Origin of the sequence: Pseudomonas sp. DWP2-2, assembly GCF_049897065.1 — a bacterium.
Classification (GTDB): domain Bacteria; phylum Pseudomonadota; class Gammaproteobacteria; order Pseudomonadales; family Pseudomonadaceae; genus Aquipseudomonas; species Aquipseudomonas paracarnis.
The window spans coordinates 13,857-27,201 of sequence record NZ_JAFCVN010000008.1 but is presented as its reverse complement, the minus strand read 5'-3'; the positions used below and the strand labels follow the sequence as shown (position 1 = coordinate 27,201).

Here is a 13,345-nt window from a genome sequence, read left to right as displayed (position 1 = left end):
CCTTTTGAGCAGGCCGGAGCTATGAACAAACACATCCTGAATGAAGAAACCTGCCAGATACCCTTATAGATGGGGTGGATTCTGGGCGTTTCAAGCGGCGGACGGTTGATACAGGTCAGGACAGTCTAGCGTTCAAGCCAGATAAGGGAGGCGAATCGGCCCGTACGCGGGCTGCGGCGATAAGAAAAGAAACGCGGGTCGGTCACAGTGCACAAACCGCCACCATACACAGCGGAAACACCGCGCACTCCCAGACGCAGACGCGCCAGCTGGTAGATGTCGGCCATGAACTTGCCAGCGTTGTGGCTGGGAACAAAGGCTTCAGCGGTGGCCGGCAGTTGCTGCATGAACACTTCACGCACCTCCGGGCCAACTTCGAAGGCTTGCGGGCCAATGGCAGGGCCGAGCCAGACCAGAACGTCTGCGGGAGCGCTATCCAGGCTTTCGAACGCGGCCTCCAGCACCCCAGCGGCCAAGCCACGCCAACCGGCATGGGCTGCAGCAACGCGGGTGCCCGCTCGATTACAGAACAGCGCAGGCAGGCAATCGGCGGTCATGGATGTGCAGGCGATGCCAGCGGTGCTGGTCCAACTGCCGTCTGCCTCGACAGTACGGCCCGGATCGGCCTCAACCACCTGAGTGCCATGGACTTGACGCAACCAGGCAGGCTGGATATCGAAGGCGTCACTCAGGCGACGACGATTTTCAAGGACGGCCTCAAGGCTGTCCTCGACATGATCGCCCAGGTTGAGGCTGTCGAACGGCGCCAGGCTGACGCCGCCCGCACGGGTGGTGACGCAGGCTTTTACCCGGGCCGGCGCGGGCCAGTCAGGTATCAGCCAGTCATTCATCCGACAAACGCCTCGCGATCCTGCTTGAGAAGCGAAAGCAGCCAGACCAGATCGTCTGGAAGTGGCGATTCCCAGCTCATGCGCTTACCGCTCGTCGGATGATCCAGTTCCAGGAAGCGTGCATGCAGTGCCTGGCGCGGGAACGTCTTGAGCGACTCAACCATGGTCTGGCTGGCCGCCGGCGGAATACGGAAGCGGCCACCGTAGGCTGGGTCGCCGACCAACGGAAAGTTGATGTGCGCCATGTGCACGCGAATCTGGTGGGTACGCCCGGTTTCCAGCTTGACCCGCACATGGGTGTGGGAGCGGAAACGCTCCAGCACACGGTAGTGGCTGACGGCCTGCTTGCCGCCCTCCATCACCGCCATACGCTGGCGCTGCTGGCCGTGACGACCAATGGGCGCGTTGATTTTGCCACCGGCCACAACGACGCCGATCACAATGCACTCATAGATGCGGCTGACGCTACGGCTCTGCAATTGCGTAACCAGTTGCGTCTGCGCCTGAATGGTCTTGGCTACCACCATAAGGCCGGTGGTGTCCTTGTCCAGACGGTGCACGATGCCGCAGCGCGGCACATTGATGATGTCCGGCACGTGGTGCAACAGGGCATTGAGCAAGGTGCCATCAGCGTGCCCGGCGGCCGGGTGAACCACCAGGCCCGCGGGTTTGTTGATGACCAGGATGTCGTCGTCTTCATAGACGATATCCAGCTCGATGTCCTGGGCAACCCATTCTCCCTGGGCTTCCTGCTCGGCAGTCAGCTCAAGAATCGCACCGCCATGGACTATGTCTCGCGGGCGGATAACCGCTCCATCCACAGTCAGGCGGCCGTCTTTGATCCAGGCGGAAAGGCGCGAGCGCGAGTGCTCAGCGAATAATTGTGCGGCGACTTGATCGAGGCGTTGGCCGCCCAATTCGGACGGCACCTCTGCGCGAAGTTCAATTTTATCGGACATGCTCAGACTAGGCGTGGCGTAGCCTTTGGTTTCGGCTGCGCGCTTGTGGTTAAATACGGCGTCTTTTGCCCCGAGGCTTTCAACGGGGCGCTCATCATAACAGGACGGCCCCGCCCAAGACAGCGGCCGTCATAGGGACGCAAGCCGCCATGCAAGTGAAACACCTGCTGCTGATCGCCATCCTCGCCATGACTGCTGCTTGCTCGTCAACAAAGGACGTCGTCGACGAAAACCTGAGCGAAGTCGAGCTGTACCAGCAAGCTCAGACAGACTTGGACAATAATAGCTTCACCAGCGCCACAGCGAAGCTGAAGGCATTGGAGTCGCGTTACCCGTTCGGCCGCTATGCCGACCAGGCCCAGCTTGAGCTGATCTACGCCAACTACAAGAACGCCGAGCCGGAAGCTGCCAAGTCCGCTGCCGAGCGTTTCATCCGCCTGCACCCGCAGCACCCGAACGTGGATTACGCCTACTACATGAAGGGCCTGACCTCGTTCGACCAGGATGTTGGCCTGCTGGCGCGCTTCCTGCCGCTGGACATGACCAAGCGCGACCCGGGTGCTGCCCGCGACTCCTATAACGAGTTCGCCCAGCTGACCAGCCGCTACCCCAACAGCCGCTATGCGCCGGACGCCAAGCAGCGCATGATCTACCTGCGCAACCTGCTGGCTTCGTACGAGATCCACGTGGCCCACTACTACCTGACCCGTCAGGCTTATGTGGCCGCAGCCAACCGTGGCCGCTACGTGGTGGAAAACTTCCAGGAAACCCCGTCCGTGGGTGACGGCCTGGCCGTGATGACCGAGGCTTACCAGCGTCTGCACCTGGACACCCTCGCGACTACCAGCCTGGAAACCCTGAAGCTCAACTACCCTGACCACCCTAGCCTGAAAGACGGCCAGTTCGTGCCTCAGGTTGACGAAGCGGACAACCGTTCGTGGCTGAGCAAGTACACCCTGGGCCTGATCGAGTCCCGTCCACCGCTGCCGCCGGGTGAAACCCGCGCCAACCAGGACGTGATCAAGCAGTACCAGGACGCCAAGGACGCCATTCCTTCGGAGCTCAAGCCGCACGACGAGAACGGCGATGTGATCGAAGAAGAAGAGCCGCAAGCCCTGGGCGACAACCAGGACCGTTCGTGGTTCAGCTACATGACCTTCGGTGTGTTCGACTGATTGTTCGACGCAACGCAAAAGGGAGCTCTGAAGGAGCTCCCTTTTTTATGAGCGAGTATTTATTGCCCTGTGCGCCCGTGACCACCTTGGCTAAACTGGCGCATTCCTTTGCGAGAAACTGCCCATCATGCTTCGTCTACTGTTCTGGATTGCCGTCATTGCTGCCGCGGTATGGTTCTGGCGCAAATTCAAAAACCCTGCCTCCCGTCAGCAACGGCCTGCCGAGCCGGATGCAGCCCTGATGGTGCGTTGCGCTCACTGTGGCGTGCACCTGCCGCAGGATCGCGCACTGAGCTCACCTCAGGAATGGTACTGCACCCAGGCGCACCTGGAACAAGGGCCAAAGTCTATCCAGCGTTGAGGCGACCTGCGGGGGCGTAAGGCGCTGGATCGATGATCGGAGCCCGCGCCAGCAGCAAGTCGGTGAACAACTGGCAAGATGCCGGTGCGAGTACCAGACCATTGCGGTAATGCCCACAATTGAGCCACAGCCCCCTGAAGCCAGGGACCTCACCGATAAACGGTATACCTTCGGGTGAGCCAGGCCGCAAACCGGCCCAATGCCCGACCACTTCGGCGTCCGTCAAGGCGGGAATCAGTTCCTGCGCAGATGCCTTGAGGCTTTCAAGCGCGGTGTCGGTCGGCGTCTTGTCGAATCCCTCATACTCCAACGTGCTGCCGATCAGGATGTGCCCATCCCGCCGCGGGATCGCATAACGCCCCTTGGCCAGGACCATGCTGGATAAAAAATCGGACGCGCATTTGTACAGGATCATCTGGCCTTTAACCGGCTCCACGGGTAGCCCCAAGCCCAGCGTATCCAGCAGTTGCCCGCTCCAGGCGCCGGCCGCGAGCACCACGTGATCCCCCAAAACGTGGCCCGTAGCGGTATTCACACCCACCACCCTGCCGCCGCCGAGTACAAAGCCCGACACATCGCATTGCTCGCGAATCGTCACGTTCGGCAACGCCAGCAGCGCCGCCTTCAATGATTTGACCAGGCGCGGGTTGCGAATATTGGCCACGTTGGCCATGTAGATCGCCTGGGAGTAGCCGCCCCCCAGCACCGGCACCGCGTCATGGGCCGCCGATACATCCACCTTGCTCAACGGTCGCCCTTCACGGGCAGCCCAGGCCAGTGCTTGCGCTTCGTCATCCAGGTCGAGCCAATACAAACCCGTGGTATGTACCTCCGGATCGACGCCGGTAGCAGCAAATAGCCGTTGCGCCAGTTGAGGGTAAAAATCCTGGGACCAATGGGCCAAGGCAGTGACCGCCTGGCTATAGCGCCACGGGTACAACGGCGAGACAATCCCACCGCCCGCCCAGGAAGCCTCTTGCCCAAGCCCACCGCGCTCCAGCAGCGTGACCGCCTGGCCCTCACTGGCGAGGTTGTACGCCGTCAACAGCCCGATTACTCCGCCGCCGACAATCACCACTTGCTGTTGCTTAGCCATCATTTGATCCAGCCGATAAACAGGGAAAGGCGCGCCCGGCGCCCACGCTTCAAGTACGCTCATCCTTGCCCCCAGCAGACCTTGGGCGACATTTCAGGCCCTGCTCCCGGGTTGCCGCGCATACCGGTGCTGGTCAAGCTGAATGCTGCGCACGCGTCGTTCGCCATGACCGAGTCCGCAGCGGGTGTGGCGAGCAGGTCAAAATCCTGAGGGTTGAGGACGGCACTGATTCTATAATGATCATTGCCCGCGCTGACGTCGCCTGCATCAATAAAAGTGCCATTCCTCGTATAAGAACGCTCCAGTTGCTGGGCCTGTTCGCTCAACAACGCGACGATCTGCGCCCGATACGCCTTCTTCACCTGGCTGAGGTACCCGGGATACGCAATCCCGGCCAGCAACGCGATGATCGCCACGACGATCAGTAACTCAATCAGGGTAAAACCCTGGCTCTCCTTGCCCATCCGATTGCTCCTTATTGAAGTTGCCGCCATAAGACCCGTCGAAACCTGACGCGGCCGCCCTCCTCTACACGGGCATAGACCGTCTCCAGCACCGTGCGCGATTGCCCCGCGAGACCGACCGAAGTGACTCGAAAAAGCGTGGCCAGGGAATGGGACGGCAAATGAGCCAGCCCTTCACCCTCGCCGAGGGATTGAATGCCATAAAACCCATTCTTCAAGGCAAGCCAGGTGATCGCCGAGACAGGGTTCGTCCCGGCCGCCGTCAAGGAAAACGCTTCAGCAGGCGGCGCACAACGGGTGATCGAGTGGCAGACAGGCATCGCCTGGCCAACCTTTTGCACGGCCGATTCCCCCAACCTCAGGCCGCTTTCGGCAGATTGAAACGATTGATTGCGATGCCAGAGGCTGCTCGCGACTTTTTGCTGGGAGACCGCAGCCTGTATCGAGGACAGCCCCACCTGCGACAGCACCAACAGGAACACCAGACTGATCAGCAGCACCGTCCCGGCCTGCCGCATTTGGATACCGCCCTGCATGGTCATTGCCCCTACCCCAGCCGATTTCGCAGTGCCGCCACGACACTGTAGGTCTGGTCCTTCACCCGCCCAGAGGGATCTTGAAGGGTCATGAGAATGCGCACGCTGCGTATCAGCGACTCATCGGCCGGATGGCTGTCATAGCGCACCACAACTGTCGATACCGAGGTGGCCGCCATGCCGAAGCTGACGTCGAATGCCCGCACGTTATCCATCAATACTGCCTTGGCCGGTGCTGCCGGGGTACTGATCTTCAACTGACCCGATTCGTAGGTGTAGGTAAGTTGGCGTATGCCAAAGCGAAGTTGGCCGGGTTCGGCTCCGGGTGGTGTGCCTGCATAAGCCCTGGCCGCCTCCTTGCAGTCGGACAACACTGTCCAGTCAGTCTTGCCGACGCCATCGCCGACATTCGCGGTCACCAGCGTCAGTGACTTCGCACTCCCCGCAGCTTCCCAGCTTATCGGCCGATCAAAGGCAGCCGGAGCATTGTCGATAGCGGCCACGGCCAAACACCCCAGCATGCCTGCCTGGCGAATATCCTGGGTGATCTTGCTCAGCACAAACCGCGCATCATCCTGCAGCAGCATGGCGGCCTGCTGGCTGGCATGGGTCAACCGCGAACTGATCAGTATCTGGCTCGCCCCCAGTATCAAGATCAACCCGATGGCAAGCGCCAGCAACACTTCCACCAGACTGAAACCTCGCCCAAGACGCTTCATTGCGACACTCCCTGTTCATTACTGATTCGACTGGTCAGGGTGAAGGTTTCCCGCGCCCCTGGGCGGTTTGCTGCTCGGGCATCCGCCCAACTGATGCTGATGGTGACCTCTTGCCCGTTCACCACCACTGAACCTTTGGCATCCTCGCCGGCAAAACCCGTGATATTGGCCTCGAAATCGTGCAGGTCGAGGTCACGCACGCTGGCGGTGGCAGTGTTGGGCGGCGCCAGCTCCGCCCTGCCCCATGTGTAATCGGCGCCAGCATTGGTGCGAATGCGGTCGAGCATGTCATAGGCAATAAAACTGGCTTGGCTGGTCATCCTGGCGCTGTTGGTGTACTTGAGCGCGTTGAGTTGCAGCACCGCAGCGCCCATCAGGCCGATCGCCAAAATCAACAGCGCTACCAGCACCTCGACCAGCGTCATGCCGGATTGGCGCGAGTGCGCAACGCGCAGGAATCGGTTCTGGCAGGCTGGCATTTCCGTCGTCATCCATGTCGAAGGCCGGTGAAAAAAAGCAGGCAAGACCTGCTGTGCGACCCAAGACTAGCGTCGGTTTTCGAGCGGCGCTGCTCCCGGAACAAAGGGAAATACTTTGGACATAAAGGCCATCATCCAGCGCCAACGACCAAGCGCTATACCTAGAAAACCTACTCGTGCCCAAGGAGGGAACGCACATGAAACAACAAGGTTTCACCCTGATTGAGATGTTGCTGGGGCTGATCGTCACCAGTTTTCTCGCGCAACTGGCCGTACCCGGTTTCAAGGGTTTGCTTGAATCGCAGCAACGACAAAGCGCGGCCCAAGCACTTGCCTCCGGGCTGCGCTACGCACGCACCGAGGCCATCGCGCGTAACCGGGCGGTGGTCATTCATGCAAAGGACGAGGACTGGAGCCTGGGATGGCGCGTGATACTGGATGTGAGTGGGCGCGGCCACCTGGATGACGACAATCCGGTATTGCTGGAGCGCGAGAGCAATGGGCGCGTGCCGGTCGCCGGTAATGGCCCGGTTACGAGCCAGGTGCGCTTCAGCGGCCTGGGGGAGCCAGTGTTCGCCGGCGGGGGATTTCGTGCCGGCACCGTGCATGTGTGTGGCAAGGACCAGGCACAGAGCCTGTATCAGATCGTGCTGGCCCCCAGCGGGCGCGTCAGCCTGCGCAATGACAAGACCGAACAGGCATTATGCCGAGGCTATTCCAGCACCCTGGCCGTCAGAGCAACGAGCGGACCCGCAGTTCCTTGGGCATCGAGAACGTGATGTTTTCTTCACGACCCGCCAGCTCATCGGCGCCGGTAGCACCCCAGGCTTGCAACTGTTGGATCACACCGCGCACCAGCACTTCCGGAGCGGAGGCACCCGCCGTGATGCCGATACGCTCAACGCCATCGAACCAGCTGCGCTGCATGTCTTCGGCACCGTCGATCAAGTACGCCGGCGTGGCCATGCGTTCGGCCAGCTCACGCAAGCGGTTGGAGTTGGAACTGTTAGGGCTGCCGACCACCAGCACAACATCACACTCATTCGCCAGTTGCTTGACCGCATCCTGACGGTTTTGCGTGGCGTAGCAGATGTCATCCTTGCGTGGGCCGCCAATGGCTGGGAAACGCGTGCGCAGGGCATCGATGACGCGGCTGGTATCGTCCATGGACAAGGTGGTCTGGGTAACGAAAGCCAGGCGGTCGGGATTGTGCACCTGCAAGTTGGCGACGTCTTTTTCGTCTTCAACCAGGTAGATGGCGCCGCCGTTGCTGGCGTCGTACTGGCCCATGGTGCCTTCGACTTCCGGGTGACCGGCATGGCCGATCAGGATGCATTCGCGACCGTCGCGGCTATAACGCGCCACTTCGATGTGCACCTTGGTTACCAGCGGGCAGGTGGCATCGAACACTTTTAGGCCACGGCCGGCCGCTTCGGTACGTACGGCCTGGGACACGCCATGGGCACTGAAGATGACGATAACGTCGTCGGGTACCTGGTCGAGTTCTTCGACAAAGATCGCACCGCGTGCGCGTAGGTCTTCGACCACGAACTTGTTATGCACGACTTCGTGGCGCACATAAATCGGCGGCCCGAAGACTTCCAAGGCGCGGTTGACGATTTCGATCGCCCGGTCCACGCCAGCGCAGAAGCCACGGGGGTTGGCGAGTTTGATTTGCATGCTGTGCCTCGTGCCTTGCAGGCCAAGAAATTGGATCAACTCAGCTCTATAGAATAAGCGTCTGTGTGAGCGGGCTTGCCCGCGATGCAAACGTCTCGATGTATCAGGTACACCGAGGTGATGCTATCGCAGGCAAGCCAGCTCCCACACAAGCCAGCCCCACAGGAACCGGTTTCGTCAGTTAGAGCGCTTTAACGTCGATGATTTCAACATCAAACGTCAAGGTTTTACCGGCCAACGGATGGTTGAAGTCGATGGTCACTTGCGCATCATCGAAGGCTTTAACCACACCGGGCAATTCGGTGTTTGCCGCATCATTGAAGATCACCAGCAAACCTTCCGACAGATCCATACCTTCGAACTGCGAACGCGGGATGATCTGCACGTTTTGCGGGTTGGGTTGGCCGAAGGCGTTTTCCGGCAGGATCTGCAGGTTGCGCTTGTCGCCCGCCTTGAACCCGAACAATGCCGCTTCAAAACCAGGCAGCAGGTTACCGTCACCAACCTTGAAGGTCGCCGGGGCTTTGTCGAAGGTGCTGTCTACCGTGTCGCCATTCTCCAGGCGCAATGCGAAATGCAAAGTGACTTCCGTGTTCTGGCCGATGCGTTGCTCAGCCAATACCTGATCAGTCATTGACGGTTTCTCCGGTTTTCTTGCTCTTGAACATATCCAGCGCCAGCATGATTGCACCAACGGTGATGGCGCTGTCGGCAAAGTTGAACGCCGGGAAGTAGTGGCGGTTCTGCCAGTGCACCAGGATGAAGTCGATCACATGGCCCAGGGCGATGCGGTCATACAGGTTACCCAGCGCGCCGCCCAACACCAGGGCCAGCGCGATAGCCAGCCAGGTGTCGTCGCGACCCAGGCGCTTTAGCCACACCACGAGCACGGCACTGACCACAACGGCGATCACCGCGAACAGCCAGCGCTGCCAGCCGCCGCCGTCAGCGAGGAAGCTGAAGGCGGCGCCAGTGTTGTAGGCCAGGGTCCAGCTGAAGTAATCCGGAATCACCACGATTTGCTGGAACATTTCCAGGGAGCCCTCGAAGTGAGCCTTGCTGACCTGGTCAATAACCAGCACCAGCAGGCTCAGTACGAGCCAGCCCAGACGTCCGAAACGACTGGCTGCATTAGGCATAGTGGCGAACCTCGCCTTCACCGCTGATGTTATCGACACAACGACCGCAGATTTCCGGGTGCTCAGGGTTCACACCGACATCTTCACGGCAGTGCCAGCAACGGGCGCATTTAGGGAAGGCCGATTTCACCACCTTGAGCTTCAGGCCCGGTACCTCGGTGACCACGGCATCTGCCGGGGCCTGGGCGAAAGGTGCCAGGCTCGCGGTGGAGGTGATCAGTACGAAGCGCAGTTCGTTGCTCAGCTTGGCCAGGTCGGCAGTCAGGCCATCCTCGGCAAACAGGGTGACTTCGGCTTGCAGGTTGCCACCCACGGCCTTGGCCGCACGCTGGACTTCCAGTTCCTTGTTCACCGCAACCTTGACGGCCATGACGCCCGCCCAGTACTCGCGGCCCAGTTCGAAGTCGGCCGGCAGTTCGGTCAAGCCTTCGTACCAGGTGTTGAGCATGACGGACTCGTTACGCTCGCCCGGCAGGTATTCCCACAGCTCGTCGGCGGTGAACGCCAGGATCGGTGCGATCCAGCGCACCAGCGCTTCGCTGATGTGGTACAGCGCGGTCTGCGCCGAACGGCGAGCCTTGCTGTTGGCGCCGGTGGTGTACTGGCGGTCCTTGATGATGTCGAGGTAGAAACCGCCCAGCTCCTGCACGCAGAAGTTGTGGATCTTGGAGTAGACATTCCAGAAGCGGTATTCGCCGTAGTGCTCTTGCAGCTCACGCTGCAGCAACAGGGTACGGTCCACGGCCCAACGGTCCAGCGCGAGCATGTCTTCGGCCGGCAGCAGGTCGGTGGCCGGGTTGAAACCGGTCAGGTTCGACAGCATGAAGCGCGCGGTATTGCGGATACGACGATAGGCGTCGGCGCTGCGTTGCAGGATCTGCTCCGAAACAGCCATCTCACCCGAATAGTCAGTCGAGGCCACCCACAGACGCATGATGTCGGCGCCCAGGGTGTCATTGACCTTTTGCGGCGCAATCACGTTGCCCAGGGATTTGGACATCTTGCGGCCGTTCTCGTCGACGGTGAAACCGTGGGTCAGCAGTTCGCGGTACGGTGCGTGGTCGTCGATGGCGCAACCGGTCAGCAGCGACGAGTGGAACCAGCCACGGTGTTGGTCCGAACCTTCCAGGTACAGGTCGGCGCGCGGGCCGGTCTCGTGACCCATCGGATGCGAGCCACGCAGCACGTGCCAGTGAGTGGTGCCCGAATCGAACCACACGTCGAGGGTGTCGCTGATCTTGTCGTACAGCGGCGCTTCATCGCCCAACAGCTCGGCGGCGTCCAGCTTGAACCAGGCTTCGATACCTTCCTGCTCAACGCGCTGGGCCACAAGCTCCATCAGTTCGACGGTGCGAGGATGCAGCTCGCCGCTTTCCTTGTTCAGGAAGAACGGAATCGGCACGCCCCAGTTACGTTGGCGGGAGATGCACCAGTCCGGACGATTGGCGATCATCGAATGCAGGCGCGCCTGGCCCCAGGCCGGAACGAACGTGGTGTCTTCGATGGCCTTGATCGCGCGGTTACGCAGGGTATCGCCGCTGGTCGGCTCTTTGTCCATACCGATAAACCACTGCGCAGTGGCGCGGTAGATCAGCGGGGTCTTGTGGCGCCAGCAGTGCATGTAGCTGTGCTTGATGGTTTCGGTGTGCAACAGCGCGCCGACTTCCGAGAGCTTGTCGATGATCGGCTGGTTGGCCTTGAAGATGAACTGGCCGCCGAAGAACTCCAGGGACGGCGCGTACACGCCATTGCTTTGCACTGGATTCAGAATGTCGTCGTTGACCATGCCATAGGCTTTGCAGGTCACGAAGTCGTCTACGCCATAGGCGGGCGCAGAGTGAACGATGCCAGTGCCGGCGCCTAGCTCCACGTAGTCCGCCAGGTACACCGGCGACAGACGGTCATAGAACGGGTGACGGAAGTTGATCAGCTCCAGCGCAGAACCCGTGGTGGTAGCGATCACCGAACCTTGCAGCTCGTAACGCGCCAGGCACGACTCGACCATTTCCTCGGCCAGCACCAGCAGGCGATCACCAACGTCCACCAGGGCGTAGGTGAATTCCGGGTGCACGTTCAGCGCCTGGTTGGCCGGGATGGTCCACGGGGTGGTGGTCCAGATCACGATGGCCGCTGGCTTGCTCAGGCTTGCCAGGCCGAAAGCCTCGGCCAGCTTGGCGTCGTCGGCGATCGGGAAGGCTACGTCGATGGTCGAGGACTTCTTGTCTTCGTACTCCACTTCCGCTTCGGCCAGGGCCGAACCGCAGTCGAAGCACCAGTTCACGGGCTTGAGGCCCTTGAACACGAAACCGCCCTTGACGATTTCAGCCAAGGCGCGGATTTCACCGGCCTCGTTCTTGAAGTTCATGGTCTTGTAGGGATTGTCCCACTCGCCCAGTACACCCAGGCGGATGAATTCGGATTTCTGCCCTTCGATCTGCTCGGCGGCGTAGGCACGGCACAGTTCGCGGGTCTTGTCCGCGCCCAGGTTCTTGCCATAAGTCACTTCGACTTTGTGCTCGATCGGCAGGCCGTGGCAGTCCCAACCCGGGACATACGGCGCGTCGAAGCCCGACAGGGTCTTGGAGCGCAGGATCATGTCCTTGAGAATCTTGTTCAGCGCGTGACCGATGTGAATCGTGCCGTTGGCATAAGGAGGGCCGTCGTGCAGGACGAACTTCGGACGATCCTTGCCAATTTCGCGCAACTTTCCGTACAGGCCAATACTGTCCCAGCGCTGCAGGATCTGCGGTTCGCGCTGTGGCAGGCCGGCCTTCATTGGGAAGGCGGTGTCCGGAAGGTTTAGCGTGGCTTTATAGTCGGTCATTTAAGGCTCTTCGGTTAGCGATGGGCGCTAGGTGCGGCTAGTGCACGGGCGGCGGCGACATCCGCATTGATCGCCGTTTTCAACGCCTCCAGGGAGGCGAAACGCTGCTCTTCACGCAGCTTCTGGTGGAAAACCACCGTCAAACGCCGGTCGTATAAATCACCGGCAAAATCCAAAAGGTGAACTTCCAGGTGGGCCTTGCCATCACCTGCAACCGTGGGTCTGACGCCTATATTGGCGACTCCCGGCCACGATTGGCCATCGATGTCGACACTTACCAGGTAAACCCCGGTCAGCGGCACACGACGGCGCTTGAGTTGCACGTTTGCGGTTGGCGTGCCCAATTGGCGCGCCAGCTTCTGGCCGTGCAATACCCGTCCGGCAATGCGGAACGGGCGGCCGAGCAAACGCTCGGCCAGGTCGAAGTCGGCGGCGGCTAGGGCGTTACGCACCTGGGTGCTGCTCACGCGCAGGCCGTCCAGTTCGACGGTTTGCGCGGCCTCGACAGTGAAACCCTGATTCACACCGGCATGTTGCAGGAAATCGAAATCCCCGACCCGGTCACAACCGAAATGGAAGTCGTCGCCGACCTCCAGGTGCTGCACACCCAAGCCGTCCACCAGGATGCGGTCGACGAACTCGGCGGCGCTGAGGCTGCGCAAACGCTGGTTGAATGCCAGGCAGAGGACACGGTCCACGCCCTCCTCCGCCAACAGCTGCAACTTGTCCCGCAAGCGCGCCAAGCGTGCCGGCGCCGTTTCCGGAGTAAAGAACTCCCGCGGTTGTGGCTCAAAAATCACCACGCAGCTGGGCACGCCCAACTCGACCGCACGCTCGCGCAGCCGAGCCAGGATAGCCTGGTGGCCACGGTGAACACCGTCAAAGTTGCCAATAGTGGCGACGCAGCCCCGATGCTCGGGGCGCAGGTTGTGGAGACCTCGAACCAGCTGCATAACGCGCTTCTTGCTCATAAAGTGGTCGATTATAACCACACCCAGCCCCGGACGACAGGCAACAGCGCAGGCCAAATGGATCGAATCGATAAAACAACCGTTTTATCGC

The 13,345-nt window shown here is 60.7% G+C and carries 15 protein-coding genes; 3 read left to right on the top strand and 12 right to left on the bottom strand.

Features of this window, described 5'->3' with window-relative positions:
- Positions 1-125 precede the first annotated feature (125 nt).
- Positions 126-851 (bottom strand): peptidoglycan editing factor PgeF, encoded by a 726-nt coding sequence (pgeF, locus tag ACP7CZ_RS18120; RefSeq protein ID WP_034128049.1) that lies wholly within the window; start codon positions 849-851, stop codon positions 126-128.
- Complete coding sequence (rluD, locus tag ACP7CZ_RS18115) at positions 848-1,810, bottom strand: 23S rRNA pseudouridine(1911/1915/1917) synthase RluD (protein ID WP_003188422.1); 963 nt, start codon at positions 1,808-1,810, stop codon at positions 848-850. Before rluD ends, pgeF begins: the two co-directional genes overlap by 4 nt.
- Before the next feature lie 149 nt (positions 1,811-1,959).
- On the opposite strand from rluD, the gene ACP7CZ_RS18110 reads away from it, so the two are divergent.
- Both ACP7CZ_RS18110 and ACP7CZ_RS18105 read left to right on the top strand, forming a co-directional pair.
- A complete protein-coding gene (locus ACP7CZ_RS18110) occupies positions 1,960-2,985 on the top strand; it encodes an outer membrane protein assembly factor BamD (protein WP_034128050.1) in 1,026 nt (341 codons plus the stop codon).
- Positions 2,986-3,112: 127 nt separating this feature from the next.
- Positions 3,113-3,346 (top strand): PP0621 family protein, encoded by a 234-nt coding sequence (locus ACP7CZ_RS18105; RefSeq protein WP_054896887.1) that lies wholly within the window; start codon positions 3,113-3,115, stop codon positions 3,344-3,346.
- Here the strand turns inward: ACP7CZ_RS18105 and thiO are convergent.
- From thiO to pilV, 5 genes are read right to left on the bottom strand one after another with little or no spacing between them, the layout of a single operon-like run.
- Complete coding sequence (gene thiO, locus ACP7CZ_RS18100) at positions 3,333-4,442, bottom strand: glycine oxidase ThiO (protein ID WP_054896886.1); 1,110 nt, start codon at positions 4,440-4,442, stop codon at positions 3,333-3,335. The two genes, ACP7CZ_RS18105 and thiO, sit on opposite strands and share 14 nt — an antisense overlap.
- A 59-nt stretch (positions 4,443-4,501) precedes the next feature.
- Positions 4,502-4,906 (bottom strand): type IV pilin protein, encoded by a 405-nt coding sequence (locus tag ACP7CZ_RS18095; protein ID WP_054896885.1) that lies wholly within the window; start codon positions 4,904-4,906, stop codon positions 4,502-4,504.
- Positions 4,907-4,917: 11 nt separating this feature from the next.
- A complete protein-coding gene (locus ACP7CZ_RS18090) occupies positions 4,918-5,448 on the bottom strand; it encodes a pilus assembly PilX family protein (RefSeq protein WP_034128054.1) in 531 nt (176 codons plus the stop codon).
- 5 nt (positions 5,449-5,453) lie between these two features.
- Positions 5,454-6,161 carry a PilW family protein gene (locus tag ACP7CZ_RS18085; protein ID WP_072447008.1) on the bottom strand — a complete coding sequence of 236 codons (708 nt, stop codon included), beginning with the start codon at positions 6,159-6,161 and terminating at the stop codon, positions 5,454-5,456.
- Complete coding sequence (gene pilV, locus ACP7CZ_RS18080) at positions 6,158-6,640, bottom strand: type IV pilus modification protein PilV (protein WP_034128056.1); 483 nt, start codon at positions 6,638-6,640, stop codon at positions 6,158-6,160. The genes ACP7CZ_RS18085 and pilV overlap by 4 nt, the downstream gene beginning before the upstream one ends.
- A 197-nt stretch (positions 6,641-6,837) precedes the next feature.
- On the opposite strand from pilV, the gene ACP7CZ_RS18075 reads away from it, so the two are divergent.
- The gene (locus tag ACP7CZ_RS18075; RefSeq protein ID WP_054896883.1) at positions 6,838-7,419 is read left to right on the top strand and encodes a GspH/FimT family pseudopilin; all 582 of its coding nucleotides are present in this window, start codon (positions 6,838-6,840) and stop codon (positions 7,417-7,419) included.
- Here ACP7CZ_RS18075 and ispH read toward each other — a convergent pair.
- The 5 genes from ispH to ribF all read right to left on the bottom strand — a co-directional run bounded on the left by ispH (position 7,373) and on the right by ribF (position 13,236).
- Positions 7,373-8,320, bottom strand: coding sequence for a 4-hydroxy-3-methylbut-2-enyl diphosphate reductase (gene ispH / locus ACP7CZ_RS18070; RefSeq protein WP_032893637.1), 948 nt, complete (start codon positions 8,318-8,320; stop codon positions 7,373-7,375). The two genes, ACP7CZ_RS18075 and ispH, sit on opposite strands and share 47 nt — an antisense overlap.
- A 181-nt stretch (positions 8,321-8,501) precedes the next feature.
- Entirely contained in the window at positions 8,502-8,939 is a 438-nt protein-coding gene (locus tag ACP7CZ_RS18065) for an FKBP-type peptidyl-prolyl cis-trans isomerase (RefSeq protein ID WP_169855857.1), read from the bottom strand.
- Between the two features lie 7 nt (positions 8,940-8,946).
- A complete protein-coding gene (gene lspA, locus ACP7CZ_RS18060; RefSeq protein WP_003188406.1) occupies positions 8,947-9,459 on the bottom strand; it encodes a signal peptidase II in 513 nt (170 codons plus the stop codon).
- Positions 9,452-12,283: an isoleucine--tRNA ligase gene (gene ileS / locus ACP7CZ_RS18055; protein ID WP_054896881.1), complete on the bottom strand. Its 2,832-nt coding sequence runs from the start codon at positions 12,281-12,283 to the stop codon at positions 9,452-9,454. Before ileS ends, lspA begins: the two co-directional genes overlap by 8 nt.
- A gap of 14 nt (positions 12,284-12,297) precedes the next feature.
- A complete protein-coding gene (ribF, locus tag ACP7CZ_RS18050) occupies positions 12,298-13,236 on the bottom strand; it encodes a bifunctional riboflavin kinase/FAD synthetase (protein WP_003188404.1) in 939 nt (312 codons plus the stop codon).
- Between the last annotated feature and the right edge of the window lie 109 nt (positions 13,237-13,345).

Bases quoted from the DNA above. Each gene is read 5' to 3' on its own strand.
- pgeF (WP_034128049.1), bottom strand. From the start codon at position 851: ATGAATGACTGGCTGATACCTGACTGGCCCGCGCCGGCCCGGGTAAAA.
- rluD (WP_003188422.1), bottom strand. From the start codon at position 1,810: ATGTCCGATAAAATTGAACTTCGCGCAGAGGTGCCGTCCGAATTGGGC.
- ACP7CZ_RS18110 (WP_034128050.1), top strand. From the start codon at position 1,960: ATGCAAGTGAAACACCTGCTGCTGATCGCCATCCTCGCCATGACTGCT.
- ACP7CZ_RS18105 (WP_054896887.1), top strand. From the start codon at position 3,113: ATGCTTCGTCTACTGTTCTGGATTGCCGTCATTGCTGCCGCGGTATGG.
- thiO (WP_054896886.1), bottom strand. From the start codon at position 4,442: ATGGCTAAGCAACAGCAAGTGGTGATTGTCGGCGGCGGAGTAATCGGG.
- ACP7CZ_RS18095 (WP_054896885.1), bottom strand. From the start codon at position 4,906: ATGGGCAAGGAGAGCCAGGGTTTTACCCTGATTGAGTTACTGATCGTC.
- ACP7CZ_RS18090 (WP_034128054.1), bottom strand. From the start codon at position 5,448: ATGACCATGCAGGGCGGTATCCAAATGCGGCAGGCCGGGACGGTGCTG.
- ACP7CZ_RS18085 (WP_072447008.1), bottom strand. From the start codon at position 6,161: ATGAAGCGTCTTGGGCGAGGTTTCAGTCTGGTGGAAGTGTTGCTGGCG.
- pilV (WP_034128056.1), bottom strand. From the start codon at position 6,640: ATGCCAGCCTGCCAGAACCGATTCCTGCGCGTTGCGCACTCGCGCCAA.
- ACP7CZ_RS18075 (WP_054896883.1), top strand. From the start codon at position 6,838: ATGAAACAACAAGGTTTCACCCTGATTGAGATGTTGCTGGGGCTGATC.
- ispH (WP_032893637.1), bottom strand. From the start codon at position 8,320: ATGCAAATCAAACTCGCCAACCCCCGTGGCTTCTGCGCTGGCGTGGAC.
- lspA (WP_003188406.1), bottom strand. From the start codon at position 9,459: ATGCCTAATGCAGCCAGTCGTTTCGGACGTCTGGGCTGGCTCGTACTG.
- ileS (WP_054896881.1), bottom strand. From the start codon at position 12,283: ATGACCGACTATAAAGCCACGCTAAACCTTCCGGACACCGCCTTCCCA.
- ribF (WP_003188404.1), bottom strand. From the start codon at position 13,236: ATGCAGCTGGTTCGAGGTCTCCACAACCTGCGCCCCGAGCATCGGGGC.